We start from the raw sequence: 25,996 nt of genomic DNA, 5'->3' as shown, positions 1-25,996 counted from the left end.
GGGAGAACCCCGTCCCCCGCTAGAGCGCCCGCCGCATCGCCCTGTGCCCGATCCCCGCGTCCAGGAACTCCGCTCCGTACGCCACGTACCCCAGCCGCTCGTAGAACCCCAGCGCATGCGTCTGCGCATGCAGGTCCACCGCGGCCAGCCCCCGCTCCCGCGCCGCTTCCTCGATCGCCCGGACCAGCGCCACGCCCACGCCGAGCCCCCGCGCCGCCTTGCTCACCGCGAGGCGGCCCAGGGAGCCCACCGACGGGTCGCCGCCCGTCTTGTCCGCCGCGGCCTCGCTGTACAGGAGCCGTCCCGTGCCCAGGGGCTGCCCGTCCACGTCGACCGCCAGCACATGCACCGTGTCCGCGTTCTCCGCGTCGAACGCGTCGTACTCGATCTCCGCCGACACCCGCTGCTCGACGACGAAGACTTCCTTCCGGACCGCGAAGCACGCTTCCCGGTCGGCCGGGCCGACAGCGGCCCTTACGGCGAAGGAACTCACGCGCTCTCCGCCGCGATCGTGTCCAGCGCCGACCTCAGGTCCTCCGGGTACGCGCTCTCGAACTCCACCCACTGCCCGTCCGACGGGTGCTCGAAGCCCAGCCGCACCGCGTGCAGCCACTGCCTGGTCAGCCCCAGCCGCTTCGCCATCGTCGGGTCCGCGCCGTACGTCAGATCGCCCACGCACGGGTGCCGGTGGGCAGCCATGTGCACGCGGATCTGGTGCGTACGCCCCGTCTCCAGCTTGATGTCCAGGAGCGACGCCGCACGGTACGCCTCGATCAGGTCGTAGTGCGTGACCGACGGCTTGCCCTCCGCCGTGACCGCCCACTTGTAGTCGTGGTTCGGGTGTCGCCCGATCGGAGCGTCGATCGTCCCGCTCAGCGGATCCGGGTGCCCCTGGACCAGCGCGTGATACCGCTTGTCCACGATCCGGTCACGGAACTGCGCCTTGAGCAGGGTGTAGGCCCGCTCCGACTTGGCGACGACCATCAGCCCGGACGTGCCGACGTCCAGCCGGTGCACGATCCCCTGCCGCTCCGACGCGCCGGACGTCGAGATCCGGTATCCCGCGGCCGCGAGACCGCCGATCACGGTCGTGCCGCTCCAGCCGGGACTCGGGTGCGCGGCCACACCGACCGGCTTGGCGATCACGACGATGTCGTCGTCGTCATGCACGATCTCCATGCCCTCGACCGGCTCGGCCACGATCTGCACGGGCGCGGACGCCTGCGGCATCTCGACCTCGAGCCACGCCCCGCCGTGCACACGCTCGGACTTTCCGACGACCGAGCCGTCGACCTGCACCTTCCCGGCGGCTGCCAGCTCGGCCGCTTTCGTACGGGAAAACCCGAACATCCGGGAGATGGCGGCGTCTACGCGCTCGCCCTCAAGGCCATCGGGTACGGGCAGGGTGCGGATCTCGGGAACTGTACTCACCCGTCGAGTATGCCTTGTCAGTCCTTGTGGACAGTCCCGTCGGGGTCCAGCCCCTTGAACGACAGGATCACAATCAGGATCCCGCCGCAGACGATCGCGGAGTCGGCGAGGTTGAAGACCGCGAAGTGCGCGGGCGCGATGAAGTCGACGACCGCGCCCTCGAAGACCCCGGGCGCCCGGAAGATCCGGTCCGTGAGGTTGCCGAGCGCACCGCCGAGCAGCAGACCGAGGGCGATCGCCCACGGCAGGCTGTAGAGCTTGCGCGCGAGACGGGCGATCACGACGATCACCGCCGCCGCGATGCAGGTGAAGATCACGGTGAAGGCCTCGCCGATACCGAACGCGGCGCCCGCGTTCCGTACCGCCTCGAACTTCAGCAGATCGCCGATGATCTCGATCGGCTCGTGGTGCTCCAGCTTGGCCACCACGAGCATCTTGCTGCCGAGGTCGACCAGATAGGCGACGAGCGCAACAGCGAACAGCACGGCGATCCGCCGCTTGCCCTTGGGCTGCTCGGCGGGCGCCGCAGCCTCGTCGGCGCCCACTGAATCCGACGTACCGATGATGCGCTCCGCCTCTGCCACGTGAGTCCCTCAACCTAGGTGCCTGACTGAGCACGAGGGTACGGCACACACGTACGGACTCAGCCTCGGCGTTCTTGCTTCTGCTTGTCTTCCACGCACAGTGTGGCTCGCGGGAAAGCCTGCATACGGGCCTTCCCGATCGGCTTGCCGCAGATCTCGCAGAGCCCGTACGTCCCGGCGTCGAGCCGCACCAGCGCGCGCTCGCTCTGCTCCAGCATCTCGCGCGCGTTGGCGGCGAGCGCCATCTCGTGCTCGCGAGTGATGTTCTTGGTCCCGGTATCGGCGTCGTCGTCACCCGCGCCGTCCCCGGAGTCGCGCATCAGACCGACCAGCGACTCTTCCGAGGAGCTGATCTCGTTCGTCAGTCGGACCACCTCGCTCTCCAGCCCGGCACGCGCATCGGCGACCTCCTCCGCTGTCCATGGGTCCTCGCCTGGCCGTACGGCGAGCTCCCCCGGCGGCGTCGCGGCCACTGTAGGGGTCGTGGGCACCGCCACCGCGCTGTCGCCGGCTGCCGATGCCCCACCCGCGGTCTTCTTCGCTCCCACCGTCCTGGCTCCCGTCTGCTTCGCGGCCTCGGCCGCCCCCTTGGCCGCGGTTGCGGCCTTGTTCGCGGCCTTCTTGGCCACGGCCTTCCTCGCAGGTGCCTTCTTCACCGGCGGCGCCTGGGCCGCCGGCTCGGCAGTCTCCGCCACGACCGCGGCGTTCTTGGCGGTCGCATCCTTGGCGGTCGCCTTCTTCGCGGTCGCGTTCTTGGCGGTCGCCCTTTTCGCGGTCGTTTTCGTGGGGGTCGCCTTCTTGGTGGTCGTGTCCTTCGGGGTCGTCTTCTTCGCCGGCGCCTTCTTCGCGGCTTTCTTGGCCGTGGCCTTGGTGGCCACCGCCTTCCTCGCGGTCGTCTGCACGGTCGTCGTCTTAGTCGCGGTCGTGTTCGTGGGGGTCGCCTTCTTCGTCGCCGTGGCCTTCTTGGGGGTGGCCTTCTTGGGGGTGGCCTTCTTCGCAGCTGCTTTCTTGGGCTGTGCCTTCTTGGCGGGAGCCTTGTCGGCGGGGGCGTTCCTTGCAGCTGCCTTGCGGGGCGGTGCCTCGTCGCCCCCTGCCGTCTTGGCGGGAGCCTCGTCCGCGGGGGCCTTCCCCGCCGTTGCCTTCCGGGGCGGGGCCCTCCTGGACCCTGCCGTCTTGGCGGGAGCCTCGTCCGCGGGGGCCTTCCCCGCCGACACCCTCTTCACCGTCGCCGTCGCCGCCGATGGCTTCTTCCCGGTCCTCTTCGCCGCGGCCCTCTTCACGACGGTGCCCTTCTTGCCGCTCGCATCCTTGGCCGCCGCGTCTGCGGCGGTGGATCTTGCGGACGCCGTCTTCTCGGCGGTCTTCTTCGCCACCATGGCCGCGGCCCCTTCACATATTGTGATCTTGCTCGCGAGTCGGTGCTGGGACGATAAATCGACACCAGCCCCGCGGCAAACGGGGCACGCCGCCGCTTGGGCCCGCCCCGGCCTGCGACAAGGCGAACCTGCATCCGTTGTGCCCAGCTCCCCGCCCGGTAATCCGCCACTCGGGCGGAGCCGGACTCCGCCGGGGCCGTATGGCCATTCGGGTCAACCGCGCACCCCGCGGGCGGGCCCGTGCCCGGTCCGGTGAAAACCGGTCGGCCGCCTTCCGTACGGGCCCGTACACTGGGCGAAGCGAAAGGCGTGGATGGGGACGAGTAGCTTCGTACGCAGCCATGAGCGACCCGGGGACGGTGAGAGCCCGGGGGCGAGCGCGAGGTGAAGCATCACCCCTGAGCCGCCGGAAGAAAGCCCACGGGAGCACCGCGGGCGAGTAGACCCGGCATCGCGACCCCAATGAGGGGGCTCACCGGTCACGGCCGGCGGGCCAAGGAGGGTGGTACCGCGGGAGCACGCGCTCTCGTCCCTCCGACGGAACAGACATTGTCCGTTGGAGGAGCTCGCCGATGACGCCACCCCAGTACAACCAGGTGCCCGCCCAGGTCGACCTGCCTGCGCTCGAGCACGCCGTGCTCGACTTCTGGCGCGAAAGCAAGGTTTTCGCCAAGAGCCTCGAGCAGTCCGAGGGCCGCCCCGAGTGGGTGTTCTACGAGGGCCCGCCGACCGCAAACGGCATGCCCGGAGCGCACCACATCGAGGCCCGCGTCTTCAAGGACGTCTTTCCGCGCTTCCGCACGATGCGCGGCTATCACGTCGCCCGGAAGGCCGGCTGGGACTGCCACGGCCTGCCGGTCGAGCTCGCCGTCGAGAAGGAGCTCGGCTTCTCCGGCAAGAAGGACATCGAGGCGTACGGCATCGCGGAGTTCAACGCCAAGTGCCGTGAGTCGGTGACCCGTCACACGGACGCGTTCGCCGAGCTGACGACCCGCATGGGGTACTGGACCGACCTCGACGACGCGTACCGCACCATGGACCCGTCCTACATCGAGTCGGTCTGGTGGTCGCTGAAGGAGATCTTCAACAAGGGCCTGCTGGTCCAGGACCACCGTGTCGCCCCCTGGTGTCCGCGCTGCGGCACCGGCCTCTCGGACCACGAGCTGGCGCAGGGGTACGAGACGGTCGTGGACCCGTCCGTCTTCGTCCGCTTCCCGCTGACGAGCGGCCCGCTGGCCGACGAAGCGGCCCTCCTGGTGTGGACCACGACCCCCTGGACCCTGGTGTCCAACACGGCGGTCGCCGCGCACCCCGACGTCACGTACGTCGTCGCGACGAACGGCGAGGAGAAGCTCGTCGTCGCGCAGCCGCTCCTTGAGAAGGCCCTCGGCGAAGGCTGGGAGGCCACCGGCCAGTCCTTCACGGGCGCCGAGATGGAGCGCTGGAAGTACGACCGTCCCTTCGCCCTTGTCGAGTTCCCTTCCGAAGCCCACTACGTCGTCAACGCCGACTACGTCACCACCGAGGACGGCACCGGTCTGGTCCACCAGTCCCCCGCCTTCGGTGAGGACGACCTCAGGGTCTGCCGTGCGTACGGCCTGCCCGTGGTCAACCCGGTCCGCCCGGACGGCACCTTCGAGGAAGACGTGCCGCTGATCGGCGGAGTCTTCTTCAAGAAGGCCGACGAAGCGCTCACGAAGGACCTCGCCGATCGCGGCCTGCTCTTCCGGCACGTCCCGTACGAGCACAGCTACCCGCACTGCTGGCGCTGCCACACCGCGCTGCTCTACTACGCGCAGCCGTCCTGGTACATCCGCACCACCGCCATCAAGGACCGGCTGCTCGAGGAGAACGAAAAGACCAACTGGATCCCGGACTCGGTCAAGCAGGGCCGCTACGGCGACTGGCTGAACAACAACATCGACTGGGCGCTCTCCCGTAACCGCTACTGGGGCACGCCGCTGCCGATCTGGCGCTGCGAGGAGAACCACCTCACCTGCGTCGGCTCACGCGCCGAGCTCACCGAGCTGACCGGCACCGACCAGTCGGCGCGGGACCCGCACCGGCCGTACATCGACGATGTGACGTTCCCCTGTCCGACCTGCCAGGAGACGGCGACGCGAGTCCCGGAGGTCATCGACGCCTGGTACGACTCGGGTTCGATGCCGTTCGCGCAGTGGGGCTATCCGTACAAGAACAAGGAGCTCTTCGAGAAGCGCTACCCGGCGCAGTTCATCTCGGAGGCCATCGACCAGACGCGCGGCTGGTTCTACACGCTGATGGCCGTCGGCACGCTCGTCTTCGACAAGTCCAGTTACGAGAACGTCGTCTGCCTGGGCCACATCCTCGCCGAGGACGGCCGCAAGATGTCCAAGCACCTGGGGAACACCCTGCAGCCGATCCCGCTGATGGATCAGCACGGCGCCGACGCGGTCCGCTGGTTCATGGCGGCGGGCGGCTCCCCGTGGGCCGCGCGCAGGGTGGGCCACGGCACGATCCAGGAGGTCGTGCGCAAGACCCTCCTCACGTACTGGAACACGGTGGCGTTCCAGGCCCTGTACGCGCGCACGTCCAACTGGGCGCCGTCCGCGGCGGATCCGGCCCCGGCGGAGCGCACGGTCCTGGACCGCTGGCTGCTGAGCGAGCTGGGCGCACTGGTGGACCAGACGACCCAGGCGCTGGAGGCGTACGACACCCAGCGTGCCGGAAAGCTCCTGTCGGCCTTCGTCGACGACCTGTCCAACTGGTACGTACGCCGCTCGCGCCGCCGCTTCTGGCAGGGTGACGCCGCCGCGCTGCGGACGCTGCACGACGTCGTCGAGACTGTGACCGGTCTCATGGCCCCGCTCACCCCCTTCATCACGGAGCGGGTCTGGCAGGACCTGATCGTCCCGGTGACACCGGACGCCCCGGAGTCGGTCCATCTGTCGACCTGGCCGGCGGCCGACCTGGACGCCATCGACCCCACCCTCTCCTCCCAGATGGCGCTGGTCCGCCGCCTGGTGGAGCTGGGCCGCGCCACCCGCGCGGAGTCCGGGGTCAAGACGCGTCAGCCGCTGTCCCGGGCGCTGGTCGCGGCGGCGGGCTTCGAGTCCCTCTCCCCCGAGCTGCACGCGCAGATCACGGAGGAACTGAACGTCTCGTCCCTCGCCTCACTCTCCGAGGTCGGCGGCTCGCTGGTCGACACCACGGCCAAGGCGAACTTCCGCGCGCTGGGCAAGCGCTTCGGCAAGGGCGTCCAGGCGGTCGCGAAGGCGGTCGCCGAGGCCGACGCCGCGGCGCTCTCGCTGGCCCTGCGCGAGGGCAACGCGACCGTCTCCGTGGACGGCGAGACGGTCACCCTCTCCCCGGAGGAGGTCATCATCACGGAGACCCCGCGCGAGGGCTGGTCGGTGGCCTCCGACTCGGGTGCGACGGTCGCCCTCGACCTTGAGATCACCCCGGAGCTGCGGCTCGCGGGCCTGGCGCGTGACGCGATCCGCCTGATCCAGGAGGCGCGCAAGAACAGCGGCCTGGACGTCGCGGACCGCATCGCGGTGAGCTGGTCCTCCACGGACCCGTCCACCGTCGAGGCGCTGACGGAGCACGCCGGGTTGATCGCCGACGAGGTGCTGGCCACGACGTTCACCCCGGACGCGGCGGACGACAGCTTCGGTGCGCCGTTCACGGACGAGGGCCTGTCGCTGACGTTCCGTCTGCGCAAGCAGTAACAAATCAGCAACAAAGGGGCCCGGGCAACAGCCCGGGCCCTTTGCTTTCCCCCAAGCCCGCCGCAGGCGACCCCCGTACCCCACAAAAGGGCCGGGCCCAGGACATCAGTCCCGGGCCCGGCCCTCAGCCTGCCGACGGCTACGCGCGATACGCGCGACCCGCCGTCAGTTGTCGTCCTCGTCGATCAGAAACCCGCGCATCGGCGACGGCGCCTGCTGCATCGGCTGCGGAGCCTGCGGCCGCACCGGTGCCATCGGCTGGGTCATCGCCGGGGACATCTGCTGCTGACCGCCGTACGACGGGGCGCCGCCCATGGACGGGTTACCACCCATCGGCTGTCCCATCGACTGGTTGCCGCCCATGGTGTGACCCATCGCACCCGCACCGGCCGGAGCCATCGACGGGGCCGACGGCAACGAAGGAGCGGACGGGCTGCGCGGCGGGGCCAGCGAGTCGTCCGCCTGGGTCTCCAGCTGACGCAGCTGGCTCTCCAGGTACGACTTGAGCCGGGTGCGGTACTCGCGCTCGAAGCCTCGCAGGTCCTCGACCTTGCGCTCCAGCGTGGCACGCGCGGACTCCAGCGAGCCCATCGCGACGCGGTGCTTCTCCTGGGCGTCCCGCTCAAGAGCGTCCGCCTTGGCGCGGGCATCGCGCTCGAGGCCCTCGGCGCGGCTGCGCGCCTCGCCGACGATCTTGTTGGCCTCGGAACGGGCCTCCGCGATCGCCTGGTCGGCGGTCTGCTGCGCCAGCGAGAGCACCCGCGCGGCACTGTCGCCGCCGGGGCCCTGACCGGGCTGCGGCATCTGCGGACCGTGACCGCCCATGGGGCCGCCCATCGGGCCACCCATGGGACCGCCCTGCATCGGGCCGGGGCCGTGCGGGCCCTGCGGGCCGCCGTGGCTGGGACCGGCGGGCAGCTGCGGAGCACCACCGGGCAGCTGGGGCGGACCCATCTGCGGGGGCTGCTGCTGGACCGGCGGTCCGGATATGGCGGCGGGCACCGGCGCCCCCGGACCACGGCCGTCCTGCTGCTCCGGCGGCTTGCGCATGCCCTGCTGCTGCTGGTTCTGCGCGGCCGCACGGGTCGCCGCGGCCAACTTGGCGCGCAGGTCCTCGTTCTCGCGGAGCAGGCGGGTCAGTTCGGACTCGACCTCGTCGAGGAAGGCATCGACCTCGTCCTCGTCATAGCCTTCTCGGAGGCGGACGGTCGTGAACTGCTTGTTCCGCACGTCCTCGGGGGTCAGCGGCATCTCTTCTTCACCTCTACGTAGTCGTCGGCAGTCGGCAAGACCGTATCGCTCACATCAGTTCCCCACGCTGTTCACGACAGAGATCAGGATGTAGACGATGATCATCAGAACGAAGAAGGACAGGTCGAGTGCCACGCCCCCGAGACGCAGCGGCGGAATGAACCGCCGCAGAAGCTTGAGCGGTGGATCGGTGACAGTGTAGGTGGCCTCCAGAACGACCACCATCGGCTTGCCAGGTTGCCATGAGCGGGCGAACTGGAAGACGTAGTCCATGACCAGCCGGAAGATCAACACGACCAGGAAGCACATCAGCGCGATGTAGACCACATCCAAAGCGACGCCCATCCCGCGCTTCCCTCTCCCCTGGCTCTCGTGTCACCGGCCTCTCGGCCGGGGTCGTTCCGGTCTCGTTTTCTCAGCTCTGGTTGAAGAACCCGCCCTCTGCGATGCGGGCCTTGTCCTCCGCCGTGACATCGACGTTAGCAGGCGACAACAGGAACACCTTCTGCGTCACCCGCTCAATGCTGCCATGCAAACCGAATACCAGGCCCGCGGCAAAGTCGACAAGTCGCTTCGCATCGGTGTCATCCATCTCCGTGAGGTTCATGATCACCGGGGTGCCCTCGCGGAAGTGTTCCCCGATGGTACGGGCCTCGTTGTAGGTCCGCGGGTGCAGTGTGGTGATGCGGTAAGGCTCCCGCTCGGACACGACCTTGGGCATGATCACCGGTGCGTTCTTCTCCAGGCTCGGACGTTCAGGTGTGATGGATGCCACGGGGGCGATTCGCGCCGGACGTCCACTTTCAGCGGGAAGCGGAAGCGGCTCGCGCTGCGCGGGCGGCTGCACCACCCGCACCGGTTCTTCCCGCTCCACCTGGTGCGGGGGCTGGTGTCGCCGGTGATCCCGCTCCGGCTCCGGCTCGGGTTCGAAATCGTCATCGGGATCGAAACCCCGGCCGTCATATCCATCGTCCTCCACGAGGCCGAGGTAGACCGCCATCTTGCGCATCGCGCCGGCCATTCTCTGAGTCCTCCGCTCTGTGGTGGATCGGCATTCGTCACCAAGTGCCCGCGATCCACTCGGTCTGCCCGCATTGTGACGGGAATGACCATATTTTCTGCTGTGGTCCGACTTGCTTCGCGACGTTACCCGAGCCGGGGTCGGACTCCGAGTACCGCAGTGCCGACGCGCACATGTGTCGCTCCGGCCGCCACTGCTTGTTCGAGGTCCGCACTCATCCCTGCTGACACCATGTTCGCAGCCGGATGCCCGGCGCGCAGGCTGGATGACAATTCCATCAGCCGCTCGAACGCCGCCTGTTGCCGTCCCGCGTACGGTCCGGCGAGCGGCGCGACAGTCATCAGACCGTCCAGCCGCAGTCCCGGTGCGCCGTCGATCGCGGCGGCCAACTCATCGATTCCGTCCGGCGCGACGCCGCCGCGCTCCCCCCGCTCGCCCGACTCCGCGTCCAGCGCCACCTGGATCAGGCAGCCCAGCTCGCGCTCCGCGCGAACCGCGGCGGCGGACAGCGAGTTGACGAGCTTGAGCCTGTCGACAGATTGCACGATGTCGGCATAACTCGCCACGGAACGGACCTTGTTGGTCTGCAACTGTCCGACGAAGTGCCAGCGGAGGTCCAGATCCGAGCAGGCTGCGGCCTTCGGCGCAGCGTCCTGATCACGGTTCTCGGCCACATGACGCACACCGAGTTCATGGAGCAGACGCACATCACTCGCCGGATAGGTCTTGGTGACCACGATGAGAGTCACCTCTTCCCGCTTGCGGCCGGCGGCCGCGCAGGCAGAGGCGATACGTTCCTCCACTGCCGTCAGACTGTCGGCGAGTTCGGTTCTGCGGTCCGTCATGCTCGGGTCTCTCCTGCGGGGGGTCCGGGGGTTGCCCCCGGGGAAGGCGCAGCCAGCCAGACATATCCGGCGAGCCGCCCAGTGGTGCGGTCGCGGCGGTACGAGTAGTGGTCCCGCGATTCCAGTGTGCACACCGGCGAACGCTGCCGGTCCCGTACCCCGAGCGCTTCGAGCTGGGCGTGGACTGCGGCGGTGACGTCGACGGCCGGGGTGCCCCAGCTGGTCTCGGACCAGGCCGCCGGTTCGGCCGCGGCCACTTCTGACCGCATCTGCTCGGGGACTTCGTAGCAGCGTCCGCAGACGGCGGGTCCGGTACGGGCGATGATCCGGTCCGGTTCCGCGCCCAGCGACTTCATCGCCTCGACGGTCGCGGGCACGATCCCCGCGACCATTCCGGGACGGCCCGCGTGCGCGGCGGCCACCACGCCCGCGACCGGATCGGCCAGCAGTACGGGGGTGCAGTCCGCGGTCAGTACGGCGAGGGCGAGCCCCCGCCGCGCGGTGGCCACACCGTCCACGGCCGGTACCGGCCCGTAGCCCCAGGGCCCGTCGACCTCGGCGACATCCTTGCCGTGGACCTGGTTCATCCAGACGACCTCGTCCGGGTCGAGCCCGAGTTCCTTTGCGGCGATCGCGCGGTTGGTCAGTACAGCCCCGGGGTCGTCGCCGACCGCTCCGCCGAGGTTGAGCTCCTCGTACGGAACGGCGCTCACCCCGCCCCACCGGTCGGTGAAGGCGAAGTGCGCGCCGCTCTCGTGTATCGCGTCGTGCTGCACTGTCACTTCAAGAAGTCCGGGACATCCAGCTCTTCGGCCTGGCTGTCCTGGTACGGACGGGCCGGCGGCACCGCGTGTCCGGAGGCCGGGGAGTTCAGGTCGTTCGCGACCGGAACGGGCTCGGCCGGGCCCGAGGGCTCATCGCGGGTCGGCACCGTGCCGAGGCCGGACGAACGCGAGGCCTCCGTGGAGCGGGACCCAGCGGCCGGCGTCTCCTCGCGCTTGCTCGCGCTGGAGCCGAGAACCGTCTCCCGGCGAGTCGGCGGCTGTCCGCCGTCGAAGCCGGCCGCGATGACCGTGACCCGTACCTCGTCGCCCAGGGCGTCGTCGATGACCGCGCCGAAGATGATGTTGGCCTCGGGGTGGGCCGCCTCGCTCACCAGCTGGGCCGCCTCGTTGATCTCGAAGAGACCGAGGTCCGAGCCGCCGGAGATGGAGAGCAGCACCCCACGGGCGCCGTCGATGGAGGCCTCCAGCAGCGGCGAGGAGATCGCCATCTCGGCGGCGGCCACCGCGCGGTCGTCGCCGCGGGCCGAGCCGATGCCCATGAGCGCCGATCCCGCCTCGGACATCACGGACTTGACGTCGGCGAAGTCGAGGTTGATCAGGCCGGGGGTGGTGATCAGGTCGGTGATGCCCTGGACACCCGACAGCAGCACCTGGTCCGCGGACTTGAAGGCGTCCAGCACGCTCACCTGGCGGTCCGAGATGGAAAGCAGGCGGTCGTTCGGGATCACGATGAGGGTGTCGACCTCTTCACGGAGCTCAGCGATGCCGTCCTCCGCCTGGTTGGCGCGGCGGCGGCCCTCGAAGGTGAACGGGCGGGTGACCACGCCGATCGTGAGGGCGCCCAGCGTGCGCGCGATGTTGGCGACGACGGGTGCGCCGCCGGTTCCGGTGCCGCCGCCTTCGCCGGCGGTGACGAAGACCATGTCGGCCCCCTTGAGGACCTCCTCGATCTCCTCACGGTGGTCCTCTGCCGCCTTGCGACCGACTGCGGGGTTGGCTCCGGCCCCCAGGCCGCGGGTGAGTTCACGACCGACGTCGAGCTTGACGTCGGCGTCGCTCATCAACAGGGCTTGCGCATCAGTGTTGATCGCGATGAACTCGACGCCCTTGAGACCGACCTCGATCATTCGGTTGATGGCATTGACACCACCGCCGCCGACACCGATGACCTTGATGACTGCGAGGTAGTTCTGCGGTGCTGCCACGTCGAAGGCCTCTCGCCTCGAGTTACGTGTCGTCGCTTCGCGTTGGTTGCCGCGCTGCGACGACGGATGCCGATGGGACGGTCCGAAACGCCGACCCAAACCCTAACGTTGAAGTTTAGGGTTACCAGTGTGTCTGTTCGCTGGACTCTTCCGAACAGGACACTAAGTCGACAAGTGGCGCACGTTCAACGAACACGCCGAACCTCCCGTTTTTCTTTTCACCCTATGTGATCAGCCGTTGCGCTGACCAACCAGGGTGCTGGCCAGCACATTTGGGCGTCAACTCCTTGACGAGGCAGGGGCGGTGGGCGCACTTACATCGAAGTACCGGGCCTTCGGCGCGGCTTTCATCAGTGCGGTGAGAGCGCGCGCCTTCGCCTCGCCGTCCTCCGAGCTGCCCCAGACAACCGTCCGGTCCCGGCTCAACTCCACGGTGATGTAGTCGTATGAGTGGACCGTGAGGGCTCTTGTGTCCGCGACGACTTCTCCGGGGAGTTCGCCCCGGACGCGTACCGCCTCGGCAAGGAGTCGGTCCGCGCCGAAACGGCGCAGACTCGGGGACTGATCCACTGTCAATTCGAGCAGCGGAACAGCCTTGGGAGCCTCGTCCACCGTGGCGAACCGGACGCCCTTCGCGTCCACTTCGATGAACTTTGCGCCCTTTTCGATAAGCAGCACGGGCTTTCGCTCGGTCACTTTGAGATCGATCCCGCGCGGCCATGACCGAACGACATCCACCGAGTCGATACGGGGCAGCTTATGCCTGAGACGGGCCTCAATGGCGTCCGTATCGACGGAAATCAGCGGCGCACCGATCGGGACAGCGGCCGCGGACGTCACTTCGTCCGGTGTCAGAACCTCGGTGCCCGATGTCGTGACGCGCTCCGCGCGCAGCCACGAGGAGCCGTAAAGCACCCAGATTCCGCTCGCGATGAGCAGGATCGCGGCAGCGGCGATCAGCAGCGCTCGGCGGCCGGGGAGGCGCAGCCGACGGGCCGGGGCGCCCTGGCGGGGCGGGCGGGCCGACCCCGCGCTCCCGCCGGGGGACTTGCCTGCCCCGCGTTCGGCGGTGGTCGGTCCGGCCACGCTCCCCTGCCCTTCTTACGCCTGGCGGCGTGCAGCGATCGCCTCGTACACCATGCCGACGAGCAGGTCGTCGGCGTCCCTGCGGCCGAACTCGGCGGCGGCACGGGACATCTCGTACAGCCGGTGCGGATCGGCGAGCACCGGAAGGACATTGCCCTGGACCCACTCGGGGGTCAGTTCGGCGTCGTCGACCAGCAGTCCGCCGCCGGCCTTCACCACCGGCTGGGCGTTCAGCCGCTGTTCGCCGTTGCCGATCGGCAGCGGTACGTACGCGGCGGGCAGCCCCACGGCGGAGAGTTCGGCGACGGTCATCGCGCCCGCGCGGCAGAGCATCATGTCGGCCGCTGCGTACGCGAGGTCCATCCGGTCCACGTACGGTACCGGGATGTACGGCGGCATACCGGGCATGTTGTCCACGCGCGGCAGTTCGTTCTTCGGGCCGACCGCGTGCAGGATCTGGATACCGGAGCGCTGAAGCACCGGCGCGATCTGCTGGATCACCTCGTTGAGGCGGCGGGCGCCCTGCGAGCCGCCGGAGACCAGCAGCGTCGGCAGGTTGGGGTCCAGGCCGAAGGCGGCACGGGCCTCGGGGCGTACCCGTGCGCGGTCGAGGGTGGCGATCGTGTGGCGCAGCGGGATGCCGATGTAGCGGGAATTGCGCAGCTTGCTGTCCGGCGTGGCGACGGCCACGCCCGCGGCGTACCGCGAGCCGATCTTGTTGGCCAGGCCGGGGCGCGCGTTGGCCTCGTGGACCACGATGGGCACCCCGAGCCGCTTGGCGGCCAGATAGCCGGGCAGCGCGACATAGCCGCCGAAGCCGACGACACAGTCCGCCTTCGTACGCTCCAGGATCTGCTCGGCGGCCTTGATGGTGCCGCGCAGCCGCCCGGGGACGGTGATCAGCTCAGGGGTGGGCTTGCGCGGCAGCGGGACGGCGGGGATGAGCGCCAGATCGTAGCCGCGCTCGGGCACGAGCCTGGTCTCGAGTCCCTTCTCCGTGCCCAGGGCCGTGATTCCCACGGCCGGGTCCTGCCTGCGCAGGGCGTCCGCGAGGGCGAGCGCGGGCTCGATGTGGCCGGCGGTCCCCCCACCGGCGAGTACGACATGCACCGAAATTCACCGCTCTCCGGACGGACGCTTCTTGACGCGCCGCCTCATCGTCTTCCATCTCACCCCGGGCCTCCGCATGGCCAGGGCCGCCTTCGCGGCGGGATCCTCTCGCGCGAAGGCGATCAGCAGCCCGACCGCGAACATGGTCGGCAGCAGGGCCGATCCTCCGTAGGAGAACAGCGGGAGCGGGACACCGGCGATCGGCAGCAGACCGAGCACCGCACCAATGTTGACCACGGCCTGGGCCGTGATCCAGGTGGTCACGCCTCCCGCGGCATACCTCACGAAGGGGTCCTCCGTGCGTCCGGCCACGCGGATACCCGCATAGCCTAGAGCCGCGAAGAGAGCGAGCACCGACAGCGTCCCCGCCAGCCCCAGTTCCTCCCCCGCGATGGCGAAGATGAAATCGGTGTGGGGTTCTGGGAGTTGCCCCCATTTTTCCACACTTGCACCGAGACCGGAACCGAACCATCCGCCGGAGGCAAGAGCATAGATGCCGTGGACAGCCTGCCAGCACTCGCCCTGGGGGCCGAGGTCGATCGCGCCGACGCAGAAGAGCCGGGACATCCGGTTCTCGTTTGTCTTGATGAGCATGATCCCGACGAGAGCGGCGACGGCCAGCACCCCCGCGAACAGCCGGGTGGGTGCTCCGGCCAGCCACAACAGTCCGAAGAGGATCGCGGTGAGGATGATCGCCGTACCCATGTCGCCGCCGAGCATGATCAGGCCGAGCAGCAGAAAGGCGACCGGGACCAGCGGCACCAGCATGTGCTTCCACTGGGTCAGCAGCCGCTTGTCCTGTTTACGGGCGAGCAGGTCGGCGCCCCACAGGATCAGCGCCAGCTTGCCGAACTCACTGGGCTGGAGCTGGAACGGTCCGCCGAGGTAGATCCAGTTCTGGTTGCCGTTGACCGCATGCCCTATCCCGGGGATCTGGACGAGCACCATCAGAAAGACGGTGCCCATCAGGAGCGGGTAGGCCAGCGCCCGGTGGAGCTTGACAGGCATCCGGGACGCGAGCAGCAGCAGTCCGGTGCCGAGGACGGCGGCGAGGAACTGCTTGCGGAAGAAGTACGAGGCCGGGAGCGACAGCTCGAGCGCCTTGATCATCGAGGCGGAGTAGACCATCACCAGCCCGAGCACGGTGATCAGCAGGCTGCTGCCGAGGATCAGGTAGTAGCCGGTCAGTGGGCGGTCCCAGGCCCGGCGCGCCTGCTCGTACAGCCGTCGTACGCCGCTTCCCCGGGGCGGCCGCGGATCGCTGGGCCCGCGGGCGCCACGGGCGACGGGCGGCCGTCGCACGGCTCCCCCGGCCCGGCTGCGCAGCGCGAGCCCGGCGTGGGCCGGCACCTGGCCTGCGAGAGCGGGCTCGAGCCCGACTGGGGCTCCTCCCCAGACCCCGCTCCTCAATCGCCGGAGGGGCTGGAAAATCCGGCCCGTCCAGCGATTGAGGACTGGGTGTCCGGGGGCGAAGCCCTCAGCCGCGGGGGCGGTGTCGTCGGCCGGCATGGTCGCTGTCCCCTCCAGTCGTGCCTGGTGCGGCCGCCGGAATCCCGGGCGGCCCCGGGAGGCTCGGCGCGGCACGGGGGCCGCGGCGGTCAGGCGGGCTCGGCGGCGAGTGCGCGGACCGCGTCCGCGAACGCCTCGCCTCGCTTGTTGTAGTTGGCAAACATGTCCATCGAGGCGCAGGCCGGGGCCAGCAGCACCGTGTCCCCCGGCCGGGCCAGCCGCGCTGCTTCCAGGACCGCCGCCGACATCGCCCCAGTGTCTGTCCGCTCGAGGTCGACGACCGGGACCTCGGGGGCGTGTCGCACCAGGGCTTCGCGGATCAGCGCGCGGTCCGCGCCGATCAGTACGACACCGCGCAGGTGCTTTGCCGACTTCTCGACAAGTTCGTCGAAGGTCGCGCCCTTGGCCAGGCCGCCGGCGATCCACACGATCGGATCGTAGGCCGCCAGGGACGCCTCCGCGGCATGGGTGTTGGTGGCCTTGGAGTCGTCGATGTACGCGACACCGGCGACGTCGGCGACCTTCTCGATGCGGTGCGGGTCGGGGCGGAAGGCGCGCAGTCCGTCGCGTACGGCGGCGGGCGCGACGCCGTACGCACGGGCCAGCGCCGCGGCCGCGAGCGCGTTGGCGATGTTGTGCGGAGCCGGCGGGTTGACGTCCGCGACCTCGGCGAGCTCCTGGGCCTGCTTCTGCCGGTTGTCCACGAAGGCGCGGTCGACCAGGATCCCCTCGACGACTCCGACCTGGGAGGGCCCGGGCGTGCCGAGGGTGAAGCCGATCGCCCGGCAGCCCTCCTCGACGTCCGCATCGCGCACCAGGTCCTCGGTCGCCTTGTCGGCGACGTTGTAGACGCAGGCGACGGTGTTGCCCTCGTAGATCCGGCCCTTGTCGGCGGCGTACGCCTCCATGGAGCCGTGCCAGTCGAGGTGGTCGGGCGCGATGTTGAGCACGGCGGCGGAGTGGGCGCGCAGCGAAGGCGCCCAGTGCAGCTGGTAGCTGGAGAGCTCGACGGCGAGTACGTCGTACGTCTCGTCACCGAGGACCGCGTCGAGCAGCGAGACGCCGATGTTGCCGACGGCCGCCGTGCGCAGGCCCGCGGCCTCGAGGATCGAGGCGAGCATCCGTACGGTCGTGGTCTTGCCGTTGGTACCGGTGACCGCGAGCCACGGCGCTGCTTTTCGACCGTCCCGTCCCCGCAGCCGCCACGCCAGTTCGACGTCGCCCCATACCGGGACGCCCGCCTCGGCGGCGGCCGCGAAGAGCGGCTTGTCCGGCTTCCAGCCGGGCGTGGTGACGATGAGCTCGGTCCCGGCGGGCAAGGTCGCACCGTCGCCGAGGCGGACGGTGATTCCCTCCGCCTCCAGCTCGGCCGCCTGCGCACGGGAGCGCTCGTCGTCCCCGTCGTTGACGACCGTGACGACGGCGCCGAGGCCGTGCAGTACCCGGGCGGCGGGGATGCCGCTCACGCCCAGACCCGCGACGGTGACCTTCTTGCCCTGCCAGGTGCTCACTTGTCGGCTGCCCATCCCGCGTAGAAGAGGCCCAGACCCACGATGACGCACATGCCCTGGATGATCCAGAAGCGGACCACCACAAGGACTTCGGACCACCCCTTGAGTTCGAAGTGGTGCTGGAGCGGCGCCATCCTGAAGACCCGCTTGCCGGTCATCTTGAAGGAGCCGACCTGGATGACCACGGACATGGTGATCAGGACGAAGAGTCCGCCGAGAAGGGCCAGCAGGAGCTCCGTACGGGAGCAGATGGCCAGGCCCGCGAGCGCGCCACCGAGGGCGAGCGAACCGGTGTCGCCCATGAAGATCTTGGCGGGCGAGGTGTTCCACCACAGGAAGCCGAAGCAGGAGCCCATCAGGGCGGAGGCGACGACAGCCAGATCGAGCGGATCTCGTACTTCGAAGCAGGCGTTGGGGTTGGTCAGCGTCACCGCATTGGCGCAGGACTCCTGGAACTGCCAGAGCCCGATGAAGGTGTACGCACCGAAGACCATCACCGAAGCGCCGGTGGCCAGGCCGTCCAGACCGTCCGTCAGATTCACGCCGTTGGACATCGCCAGAATCATGAACAGCGCCCAGACGACGAAGATCACCGGGCCGATCGACCAGCCGAAGTCCGTGATGAACGACAGCTTGGTGGAGGCGGGGGTCTGGTGGCGGCTGTCGGCGAACTGCAGTGACAGCACGGCGAAGGCGATGCCGACGATCAGCTGTCCGGCCATCTTGGCCTTGGCCCGCAGACCGAGCGAGCGCTGCTTGACGATCTTGATGTAGTCGTCCAGGAAGCCGACCAGGCCCATGCCCGCCATCAGGAAGAGCACCAGTACACCCGAGAATGTCGGGTCCTCCCCGGTGATCACCTTGGCGAGGGCGTACGCGATCAGCGTGGCCAGGATGAAGGAGATGCCGCCCATGGTGGGCGTGCCCTTCTTGCTGCCGTGGCTGCGCGGGCCGTCGTCCCGGATGAACTGCCCGTATCCCTTGCGGGCCAGGAGTTTGATCAGCAGCGGGGTGCCGACCAGGGTCAGGAAGAGCCCGATGGCTCCCGCGAAGAGGATCTGCCTCATCGGACGGCACCCTCACCCTCGAGAAGCGCCTGTGCGACCCGCTCCAGACCGACCGATCTGGAAGCCTTCACCAGCACGACGTCTCCCGGACGCAGTTCACTGCGCAACAGGTCGACCGCCGCCTGCGCGTCGGACACGTGCACCGACTCCTCACCCCACGAACCCTCGTTATATGCGCCCAGTTGCAACCAGGACGCTTCCCTGCCCCCGACTGCGACGAGCTTGCTGACGTTGAGCCGGACGGCGAGCCGCCCGACCGCGTCGTGCTCGGCGAGCGCTTCGTCGCCGAGCTCGGCCATCTGGCCGAGCACCGCCCACGTACGGCGCCCTTTGCCCATGGCCGCGAGCGCACGAAGGGCGGCTCGCATGGACTCGGGGTTCGCGTTGTAGGCGTCATTGACGATCGTCACGCCGTCCGGACGCTCGGTGACCTCCATGCGCCAGCGGGAGAGGGTGCCCGCCTCGGAGAGCGCGAGGGCGATCTCGTCGACGGACATGCCCAGCTCATGGGCGACGGCGGCCGCGGCGAGCGCGTTCGACACGTGGTGCTCACCGTACAGCCGCATGGTCACGTCACTGCACCCGGTGGGGGTTTGGAGCGTGAAGGAGGGCTGTCCTAGTTGGGTGAGCCGGACATTCTCGGCGCGTACGTCGGCGTCCGCGGCCTCTCCGAAGAGGACGACCCGGGCCTTGGTGCGGGTCGCCATGGCGCGTACGAGAGGGTCGTCGGCGTTGAGGACGGCCACGCCGTCCTTCGGCAGACACTCCACGATCTCGCCCTTGGCCTCGGCGATCTGCTCGCGGCCGCCGAACTCGCCGATGTGGGCGGTGCCGACGTTCAGTACGAGGCCGACCTTCGGCGGGACGAGGCCGGTGAGGTAGCGGATGTCGCCGATGTAGCGGGCGCCCATCTCGAGGACGAGGTGTTGGGTGTCCTCGGCGGCGCGCAGCGCGGTCAGCGGCAGGCCGATCTCGTTGTTCAGATTGCCCGCCGGGTAGACCGTGGGGCCCTTGCGCTCCAGGACCTGGGCGATGAGGTCCTTGGTGCTGGTCTTGCCGGAGGAGCCGGTGAGCGCGATCGCGGTGGTGCCGAGGCGTTCGACGACGGAGCGTGCGAGGGCGCCGAGCGCGGCGGTGACGTCGGGCACGACGATCGCGGGTACGCCGACGGGGCGGGTGGCCAGCACAGCTGCCGCACCCGCCGCCACAGCGCGCTCGGCGTAGTCGTGGCCGTCGACGTGCTCGCCGGCGAAGGCGGCGAAGAGACTGCCAGGCCGCACCGCGCGGGAGTCGATGACGACGGGGCCGGTGACCCGCACGGCCGGATCCGGTATGTCGTACGACTGCCCGCCGACGATTTCGGCGATCTCGGCGAGGGAGAGGGCGATCACTACTTCATCCCACTGTCTTTATGGATTGCAGCGTTCTCGATGGCGGCGCGCAGGACCTCGCGGTCGTCGAAGGGGCGGACCACGCCGGCGATGTCCTGGCCCTGCTCATGGCCCTTGCCGGCGATCAGCACGGTGTCGCCCGGCTGGGCGCGGGCGACGGCCGCCGCGATGGCCGCGGCCCGGTCGGCTTCGACCAGGACGTCGCCGCGCTCGTGGATCGGCACCTCGGCGGCCCCGGCGAGCATCGCGGCGAGGATCGCGAGGGGGTCCTCGGAGCGGGGGTTGTCGGAGGTCAGTACGGCGGTGTCGGCGAGGCGGGCGGCGGCGGCGCCCATCGGGCCGCGCTTGGTCACATCCCGGTCGCCGCCGCAGCCGAGGACGATGTGCACCTTGCCCTCGGTGACCTTGCGCAGGGAACGCAGGACCGATTCGACGGCGTCCGTCTTGTGCGCGTAATCGACGACGGCGAGATACGGCTGGCCCGCCTCGACGCGCTCCAGGCGGCCCGGTACGCCGGGGACGGCGGCAATGCCGTCGGCGGCGGTCTGCGGGTCGATCCCGGCAACGGCGAGGGTGACGATGGCGGCCAGGGTGTTGGCGACGTTGAACGGGCCGGGCAGCGGGGCCTCGGCGCGGATCCGCTCGCCACCGGGGCCGACCGCGGTGAATGTGGAGCCGTGCGAGCCGACTTCGACCTCCTCGGCCCGCCAGTCGGCATCCGGGTGGCCCTCGGCGGAGAAGCTGGTGACCGGGACGGACGCCTCCTTGAGGAGCCTGCGACCGTACTCGTCGTCGAAGTTGACGACCCCGAGCCTGCTGCGCTTCGGCGTGAACAGCTGCGCCTTCGCCTGGAAGTAGTCCTCCATGCCGGAGTGGAATTCCATGTGCTCGGGGCTGAGGTTGTTGAAGACGGCGACGTCGAAGACGCAGCCGTCGACCCGCCCCAGCACGAGGGCGTGGCTGGAGACCTCCATGGCGACCGCCTCGACGCCGCGCTCGCGCATGACGGCGAACAGGGCCTGGAGGTCGGTGGCTTCGGGGGTGGTGCGCTCGGACTTGATGCGCTCGTCGCCGATCCGCATCTCGACCGTGCCGATCAGACCGGTGCTGCGGCCCGCCGCCTTCAGCCCGCCTTCGACGAGGTACGCCGACGTGGTCTTGCCGGAGGTGCCGGTGATGCCGATCTGGAGCAGGGCATCGCCGGGCTGGCCGTAGATCTCGGCGGCGAGCTCGCCCATGCGGCCGCGCGGGTTCTCGGTGACCAGGACCGGCAGGCCGGTCGCCGCGGCGCGCTCGGCGCCCGTCGGGTCGGTGAGGATCGCGGCCGCCCCGAGGTCCGCGGCCTGCGCGACGAAATCGGCGCCGTGGAGGCGGGCGCCGGGCAGGGCGGCGTACACGTCACCGGGGCGTACCGCCCGCGAGTCGTGGGTGATGCCGGTGACCTCACCAGTGACCCCGTCGGGACTGGGATCCTTCGCACCCAGCCGGGCGGCCAGCTCCCCGAGTGATGTCGGGCGGGGCCGGTCCGGACGGGGCGCTCCCGGCTGTTTCGCGGGGGCGTCCTGCTGGGCGGTTCGGTACTGATCAGCATGTGACACGGCGGTGAGCGTACCGGGCGCACCCGGCCCGGGGCGAAGTGAGGGGCTCCGGGCACTGCCGTGGACCGGCCGGTTCCCGGAATCGGAAGTGATCGTTGTCACTGGTGGTTCCTCCGGGTCACTGGCCGGGTTTGAAGGTGACGGGCAGCCGGGCGGGATCGGCGCCGGTCGGGGCGGCCTGGACGGTCTTCAGGGCGAACTCCATGACCTTCCGGTAGATCGGCCCGCAGATCTGGCCGCCGAAGTAGCTGCCTTTGGTCGGGTTCTGGATAGCGCAGTAGACGGTGATCTGTGGCTTGTCGGCAGGCGCGAAGCCGGCGAAGGAGGCGGTGTAGCCCCTGTAGCGGCCCAGTTTCGGGTCGACGCGGTTGGCCGTGCCGGTCTTGCCCGCGACGCGGTAGCCGGGGATACGGGCCTTGGTGCCGGTGCCCTCCTGGTCGTCGACGACCGACTCCAGCATGGTGGCCAGCGTCCTGGCGGTCTGCTTGCTGACGACGCGCGTCTTCTCGGGGGCGGGCGCGGGTGTGAAACGGCCGTCGGGACCCTTGGTGCCGCGGATCAGGGTGGGCTCGATGCGTACGCCGTCGTTGGCGATCGTCGAGTAGACCGAGGCCGCCTGCACGGCGTTGAGGGAGAGGCCCTGGCCGAAGGGGATCGTGTACTGCTGCGAGGTGGACCAGTCCTGCGGATTGGCGAGGATGCCGGGCGTCTCGCCCGGATAACCGATGCCGGTCGGGCTGCCGATGCCGAACTTGCGCAGGTAGGAGTGGAGCACCGCGTTGGCCTCGGGCTGCGTCTTGCCGAGCTGGCCGGTCGCCAGGATGGTGCCGAGGTTGCTGGACTTGGCCAGTACGCCGTTGAGCGTGAGGTACCAGGTGGGGTGGTCGATGTCGTCCTTGAACAGCCGGTCGCCGCGGTGCAGCCGGTTGGGGACGACGACGTGGGTGCCGGGCGTGGCGGCCTTCTCCTCCAGCACGGCGGCCATGGACATCACCTTGGCGGTGGAGCCCGGTTCGTACGCGTCCTGGAGTGCGGCGTTGCCCATGGCGGCCGAGTTGGCCTGGGTGAGGTCGTTGGGGTCGAAGCCCGGCGCGTTGGCCATGGCGAGGACCTCGCCGGTATGGGTGTTCTGCACTATCACGTAGCCGCGGTCGGCCTTGGACTTCCTCACCTGGTCGCTGATGGCCTGCTGGGCCGCCCACTGGATGTCCCGGTCGATGGTCAGCTCGATGTCGGAGCCGGGGACGGCGGGGACCTCGCGGGAGCCCGCGGTGGGGACGCGGCGGCCACCGGACTGGGCGTAGGTGATCTGCCCGTCCTGGCCGGCGAGGGCCTTGTCGAGCATGGACTCCACACCGCCGCCTCCGCGGCCGTCGGCGTTGACGAAGCCCAGTATCCCGGCGGCGAGATCGCCGTTGGGGTAGACGCGTTTGCTGCTCGGCTCCTGGAAGACGCCGAGCAGCACATTGGCGCCGGGGCCGCCCTTGCGCTTGTCGGCCGCGGCCTTGGCGGCGAAGACGCCCTTGAGGTCCTTGATCTGGTTCCAGACCTGCGGGGTCTGGCGGCGGGCCAGCACGGTGTAGCGGGACTTGGGCGTCTTGAGCTTCTTGGCGAGTTCGGCGGCGTCCTTGCCGAGGATCGGGGCGAGCAGCGCGGCAGCCTGTTCCGGCGCGTCGGGAGCCTTGCTCTCCTTCGGCGTGAACAGCGCCGGGTCGGCGGTGATGTCGTGCGCGTCGACGCTGGTGGCCAGGGCGATGCCGGCCCGGTCGGTGATCTCGCCGCGCTCCGCGGTGAGCTTGTGGCTGAGGTAGCGGTTCTTCTCCGCCTTGGCGGCGTACGCGCTCGCGTCTACGGCCTGCACCTGAAGGAGGCGTACGACGAAGGCCAGCATCACCAGGGTCAGGCCGAGGCTGACCAGGCGCAGCCGGGGGCGGGGGCTGCCGAGCCTGATGGCGCGCGGGCCGGGTCGCGGGCGGCGGGGCGCGGTTCGGGCGGGCGGCCGCCGGGAAGGTCCTGGCACCCGGCGGCGCGGGGGTTGCTTGTGGGGCACTGCGTCACCTGCCGGTGGTCGTCGGGGTCGGCTTCGCGGGCGGGCTCGACGGCTTGGCCGCCCCGGTGGGCGTGGACGGCGCGGGCTTGCGGGCGGGCGAGGACTGCTGTGACTGCGGCGCGGCGGACGGCGGGGTGGCCGGAGGCGTGGCGGCAGGGGGCGTGGTGGCCGGGGGCGACGGGGTGGGGGCGAGGGACGACGATGGCGATGGCGAAGGGGCCGGGGGCGGGGTGACCGGGTCCTGGATCTTCATGGGTGACGGGACCGGGACCGGCTGCCCGGTGGCCCGGCGGGGCACGCCGCGGACCGTGCCGTCCGGGTCGAGGAAGGCGGGGCTGCCGCCGGGCACCATGCCGAGCTCGCGGGCCCGCCGCTCCAGTGCGTCGGGGGCGGAGTAGCTGTCCACGTCCCGCTGCAGCGCCTGCTGCTCGTCGGTGAGTTCGGTGGTCTTCCGCTTGAGCTCACTCAGCTTGAACGAGCCTTGGTTGAGCGCGGAGTTCAGCAGCAGGAGCGTGATCAGCCCGCCGCCGAGGAGCACCACGACCAGCAGGACGAAGGGGGTGCGGGCCGCTGTGCTCGGCCTCGATGGCATCAGCCCGGCGAGCCGCGCGGCCCGCCCCTTCAGCTGCTTGGCCGCTGCGCTCACACGTCCTCCCGGATGCGCTGCGCTCCCCTGAGCCGCGCGGGCGCCGCGCGGCGGTTCTGGGCGACCTCTTCCTCGGTCGGCAGCTCGGCCCCGCGGGTCAGCAGTTTGAGCCGCGGCTGGTACTCCTCGGGGACGACCGGCAGGCCGGGCGGGGCCGTGTTGCCCGCGCCGGCCGCGAAGACCTGCTTGACGAGCCGGTCCTCGAGGGAGTGGTACGACAGGACGGCGATGCGGCCGCCGACGGCGAGCGTGCCGACCGCGGCCGGGATGGCGTGCTCCAGGACGGTCAGCTCGCCGTTGACCTCGATGCGCAGCGCCTGGAAGGTGCGCTTGGCGGGGTTGCCGCCGGTGCGCTTGGCGGCCTGCGGCAGGGCGTCGCGGATCAGCTCGACGAGCCGGGCGCTGTTGCTGAAGGGTTCCTTCTCCCGTTCCCGTACGACGGCGGAGACGATCCGCTTGGCCTGCTTCTCCTCGCCGTACATGCGCAGGATCCGGACCAGCTCGCCGGGCGGGTAGGTGTTGAGGACCTCGGCCGCGCTGACGCCGGTCGTCTGGTCCATGCGCATGTCGAGCGGGGCGTCCTGGGCGTACGCGAATCCGCGGTCCGCCTCGTCGAGCTGCATGGAGGAGACGCCGAGGTCGAACAGGATGCCCTGCACTCGGGGGATCTTCAGGCGCTCGAGGACCTGGGGGAGCTCGTCGTAGACGGCGTGCACCAGGGTGGCCCGGTCGCCGAAGGGGGCGAGCCGTTCGCCGGACAGCCGCAGCGCTTCCTTGTCCCGGTCGAGTGCGACCAGGCGTACCTCGGGGAACTGAGTGAGCAGAGCCTCGCTGTGTCCGCCGAGGCCCAGGGTGCAGTCGACGACCACCGCGCCCGGCCGGTCCAGCGCCGGGGCCAACAGGTCCAGGCACCGCTGGAGCATCACCGGGACGTGTCGGGTCTGGCTCATGCGCCCTCTCAGGTCCGGCGCGGGGGTACGTACTGCCGGGTCCCCGCCCGCAGGTACGCCGCCACACGCGGGGAAACATCGAAAATTACAGGATGTGCGGGAAGTGTCCGTGAACTGCGCGTCACTTTAGTCCACGCGTCCTGGCGGTCAATCAACCGGCTGTCGCGTGGCGCGGGGGGTGCGGGGACGGGCCGCCGGAGCGGACACTTCACTCGTACGGACGCGACCGATCACGCCTGTGGGTTAGGTCACAACAAGGCTCATTGACGTTCTTTGTCCCCCCTCACAGCGGGCTTCACCTGGCTGTGCCCATTACCGTCATCCTCATGTCGACTTCCGCGCACCACTCTGCCGACGCAGTGCGTTCCAGCGGGACGGTCACTGATCGTCTCGTCGAGGCGAACCTGCGCTACGCCGCCGGCTTCCAGGATCCGGGGATGGACGCCCGCCCCGTGCTGCAGGTGGCCGTGGTCGCCTGCATGGACGCCCGGCTCGACCTGCACGACGCGCTCGGGCTGGAGCTGGGCGACTGTCACACGATCCGGAACGCCGGCGGTGTGGTCACGGACGATGTGATCCGCTCGCTGACCATCAGCCAGCGGGCGCTTGGCACCCGCAGCGTCATACTCATCCACCACACCAACTGTGGTCTGGAGAGTCTGACCGAGGACTTCCGGCACGAGCTGGAGGACGAGGTGGGACAGCGGCCGCCGTGGGCGGTGGAGGCGTTCCGGGATGTCGATCAGGACGTACGGCAGTCCATGCAGCGGGTGCGCACCTCACCGTTCCTGCCGCACACCGATGACGTCCGGGGCTTTGTGTTCGATGTGACGGAGGGGCTGCTGCGGGAGATCGACCCCGCTGCGTGAC

General features: G+C 69.8%; 22 protein-coding genes. 2 read left to right on the top strand and 20 right to left on the bottom strand.

The window, feature by feature from the left end:
* Positions 1–19 precede the first annotated feature (19 nt).
* From QFZ67_RS29280 to QFZ67_RS29265, 4 genes are read right to left on the bottom strand one after another with little or no spacing between them, the layout of a single operon-like run.
* Positions 20–493, bottom strand: coding sequence for a GNAT family N-acetyltransferase (locus QFZ67_RS29280; RefSeq protein WP_307664050.1), 474 nt, complete (start codon positions 491–493; stop codon positions 20–22).
* Positions 490–1,431 carry an RluA family pseudouridine synthase gene (locus QFZ67_RS29275; RefSeq protein ID WP_307664049.1) on the bottom strand — a complete coding sequence of 314 codons (942 nt, stop codon included), beginning with the start codon at positions 1,429–1,431 and terminating at the stop codon, positions 490–492. Before QFZ67_RS29275 ends, QFZ67_RS29280 begins: the two co-directional genes overlap by 4 nt.
* Positions 1,432–1,448: 17 nt before the next feature.
* Positions 1,449–2,015 (bottom strand): signal peptidase II, encoded by a 567-nt coding sequence (gene lspA / locus QFZ67_RS29270; RefSeq protein WP_307664048.1) that lies wholly within the window; start codon positions 2,013–2,015, stop codon positions 1,449–1,451.
* 59 nt (positions 2,016–2,074) lie between these two features.
* Positions 2,075–3,391 (bottom strand): TraR/DksA C4-type zinc finger protein, encoded by a 1,317-nt coding sequence (locus QFZ67_RS29265; RefSeq protein WP_307664047.1) that lies wholly within the window; start codon positions 3,389–3,391, stop codon positions 2,075–2,077.
* Positions 3,392–3,963: 572 nt separating this feature from the next.
* On the opposite strand from QFZ67_RS29265, the gene ileS reads away from it, so the two are divergent.
* Positions 3,964–7,101 (top strand): isoleucine--tRNA ligase, encoded by a 3,138-nt coding sequence (gene ileS / locus QFZ67_RS29260; protein ID WP_307664046.1) that lies wholly within the window; start codon positions 3,964–3,966, stop codon positions 7,099–7,101.
* 165 nt (positions 7,102–7,266) lie between these two features.
* On the opposite strand, the gene QFZ67_RS29255 is transcribed toward ileS, so the two are convergent.
* From QFZ67_RS29255 to rsmH, 16 genes are all read right to left on the bottom strand, one after another.
* Positions 7,267–8,352 (bottom strand): DivIVA domain-containing protein, encoded by a 1,086-nt coding sequence (locus tag QFZ67_RS29255; protein ID WP_307664045.1) that lies wholly within the window; start codon positions 8,350–8,352, stop codon positions 7,267–7,269.
* Positions 8,353–8,406: 54 nt separating this feature from the next.
* Positions 8,407–8,697 (bottom strand): YggT family protein, encoded by a 291-nt coding sequence (locus QFZ67_RS29250; protein WP_307664044.1) that lies wholly within the window; start codon positions 8,695–8,697, stop codon positions 8,407–8,409.
* 70 nt (positions 8,698–8,767) lie between these two features.
* The gene (locus tag QFZ67_RS29245) at positions 8,768–9,373 is read right to left on the bottom strand and encodes a cell division protein SepF (protein WP_307664043.1); all 606 of its coding nucleotides are present in this window, start codon (positions 9,371–9,373) and stop codon (positions 8,768–8,770) included.
* 125 nt (positions 9,374–9,498) lie between these two features.
* Positions 9,499–10,218: a YggS family pyridoxal phosphate-dependent enzyme gene (locus tag QFZ67_RS29240; protein WP_307664042.1), complete on the bottom strand. Its 720-nt coding sequence runs from the start codon at positions 10,216–10,218 to the stop codon at positions 9,499–9,501.
* Positions 10,215–11,000, bottom strand: a complete 786-nt coding sequence (gene pgeF, locus QFZ67_RS29235) for a peptidoglycan editing factor PgeF (RefSeq protein ID WP_307664041.1) — start codon at positions 10,998–11,000, stop codon at positions 10,215–10,217. The genes QFZ67_RS29240 and pgeF overlap by 4 nt, the downstream gene beginning before the upstream one ends.
* The gene (ftsZ, locus tag QFZ67_RS29230; protein ID WP_307664040.1) at positions 10,997–12,208 is read right to left on the bottom strand and encodes a cell division protein FtsZ; all 1,212 of its coding nucleotides are present in this window, start codon (positions 12,206–12,208) and stop codon (positions 10,997–10,999) included. Before ftsZ ends, pgeF begins: the two co-directional genes overlap by 4 nt.
* Before the next feature lie 279 nt (positions 12,209–12,487).
* On the bottom strand, positions 12,488–13,294 hold the full coding sequence (locus QFZ67_RS29225) for a cell division protein FtsQ/DivIB (RefSeq protein ID WP_307664039.1): 807 nt from the start codon (positions 13,292–13,294) through the stop codon (positions 12,488–12,490).
* Positions 13,295–13,309: 15 nt separating this feature from the next.
* Complete coding sequence (gene murG, locus QFZ67_RS29220) at positions 13,310–14,404, bottom strand: undecaprenyldiphospho-muramoylpentapeptide beta-N-acetylglucosaminyltransferase (protein WP_307664038.1); 1,095 nt, start codon at positions 14,402–14,404, stop codon at positions 13,310–13,312.
* 6 nt (positions 14,405–14,410) lie between these two features.
* Positions 14,411–15,913 (bottom strand): putative lipid II flippase FtsW, encoded by a 1,503-nt coding sequence (gene ftsW, locus QFZ67_RS29215; protein ID WP_373430142.1) that lies wholly within the window; start codon positions 15,911–15,913, stop codon positions 14,411–14,413.
* Between the two features lie 89 nt (positions 15,914–16,002).
* Positions 16,003–17,439, bottom strand: a complete 1,437-nt coding sequence (gene murD / locus QFZ67_RS29210) for a UDP-N-acetylmuramoyl-L-alanine--D-glutamate ligase (protein ID WP_307664037.1) — start codon at positions 17,437–17,439, stop codon at positions 16,003–16,005.
* Positions 17,421–18,491 carry a phospho-N-acetylmuramoyl-pentapeptide-transferase gene (gene mraY, locus QFZ67_RS29205; RefSeq protein ID WP_307664036.1) on the bottom strand — a complete coding sequence of 357 codons (1,071 nt, stop codon included), beginning with the start codon at positions 18,489–18,491 and terminating at the stop codon, positions 17,421–17,423. The genes murD and mraY overlap by 19 nt, the downstream gene beginning before the upstream one ends.
* Complete coding sequence (murF, locus tag QFZ67_RS29200; protein WP_307664035.1) at positions 18,488–19,882, bottom strand: UDP-N-acetylmuramoyl-tripeptide--D-alanyl-D-alanine ligase; 1,395 nt, start codon at positions 19,880–19,882, stop codon at positions 18,488–18,490. Before murF ends, mraY begins: the two co-directional genes overlap by 4 nt.
* Positions 19,882–21,582, bottom strand: a complete 1,701-nt coding sequence (locus tag QFZ67_RS29195) for a UDP-N-acetylmuramoyl-L-alanyl-D-glutamate--2,6-diaminopimelate ligase (protein ID WP_307664034.1) — start codon at positions 21,580–21,582, stop codon at positions 19,882–19,884. Before QFZ67_RS29195 ends, murF begins: the two co-directional genes overlap by 1 nt.
* A 16-nt stretch (positions 21,583–21,598) precedes the next feature.
* Complete coding sequence (locus tag QFZ67_RS29190; RefSeq protein WP_307664033.1) at positions 21,599–23,530, bottom strand: penicillin-binding protein 2; 1,932 nt, start codon at positions 23,528–23,530, stop codon at positions 21,599–21,601.
* Between the two features lie 4 nt (positions 23,531–23,534).
* On the bottom strand, positions 23,535–24,176 hold the full coding sequence (locus QFZ67_RS29185) for a septum formation initiator family protein (RefSeq protein WP_373430141.1): 642 nt from the start codon (positions 24,174–24,176) through the stop codon (positions 23,535–23,537).
* Positions 24,173–25,126: a 16S rRNA (cytosine(1402)-N(4))-methyltransferase RsmH gene (rsmH, locus tag QFZ67_RS29180; protein WP_307664032.1), complete on the bottom strand. Its 954-nt coding sequence runs from the start codon at positions 25,124–25,126 to the stop codon at positions 24,173–24,175. The genes QFZ67_RS29185 and rsmH overlap by 4 nt, the downstream gene beginning before the upstream one ends.
* A gap of 326 nt (positions 25,127–25,452) precedes the next feature.
* Between rsmH and QFZ67_RS29175 the strand changes: the two genes are divergently transcribed.
* Entirely contained in the window at positions 25,453–25,995 is a 543-nt protein-coding gene (locus QFZ67_RS29175) for a carbonic anhydrase (RefSeq protein ID WP_307664031.1), read from the top strand.
* Position 25,996 lies beyond the last annotated feature (1 nt).

It is taken from the genome of Streptomyces sp. V1I1 (assembly GCF_030817355.1).
Taxonomy (GTDB): domain Bacteria; phylum Actinomycetota; class Actinomycetes; order Streptomycetales; family Streptomycetaceae; genus Streptomyces.
This window is presented reverse-complemented; position numbering and strand designations above follow the sequence as displayed.

Bases quoted from the DNA above. Each gene is read 5' to 3' on its own strand.
- QFZ67_RS29265 (WP_307664047.1), bottom strand. From the start codon at position 3,391: ATGGTGGCGAAGAAGACCGCCGAGAAGACGGCGTCCGCAAGATCCACC.
- ileS (WP_307664046.1), top strand. From the start codon at position 3,964: ATGACGCCACCCCAGTACAACCAGGTGCCCGCCCAGGTCGACCTGCCT.
- QFZ67_RS29255 (WP_307664045.1), bottom strand. From the start codon at position 8,352: ATGCCGCTGACCCCCGAGGACGTGCGGAACAAGCAGTTCACGACCGTC.
- QFZ67_RS29250 (WP_307664044.1), bottom strand. From the start codon at position 8,697: ATGGGCGTCGCTTTGGATGTGGTCTACATCGCGCTGATGTGCTTCCTG.
- QFZ67_RS29245 (WP_307664043.1), bottom strand. From the start codon at position 9,373: ATGGCCGGCGCGATGCGCAAGATGGCGGTCTACCTCGGCCTCGTGGAG.
- QFZ67_RS29240 (WP_307664042.1), bottom strand. From the start codon at position 10,218: ATGACGGACCGCAGAACCGAACTCGCCGACAGTCTGACGGCAGTGGAG.
- ftsW (WP_373430142.1), bottom strand. From the start codon at position 15,913: ATGCCGGCCGACGACACCGCCCCCGCGGCTGAGGGCTTCGCCCCCGGA.
- murD (WP_307664037.1), bottom strand. From the start codon at position 17,439: ATGGGCAGCCGACAAGTGAGCACCTGGCAGGGCAAGAAGGTCACCGTC.
- mraY (WP_307664036.1), bottom strand. From the start codon at position 18,491: ATGAGGCAGATCCTCTTCGCGGGAGCCATCGGGCTCTTCCTGACCCTG.
- rsmH (WP_307664032.1), bottom strand. From the start codon at position 25,126: ATGAGCCAGACCCGACACGTCCCGGTGATGCTCCAGCGGTGCCTGGAC.
- QFZ67_RS29175 (WP_307664031.1), top strand. From the start codon at position 25,453: ATGTCGACTTCCGCGCACCACTCTGCCGACGCAGTGCGTTCCAGCGGG.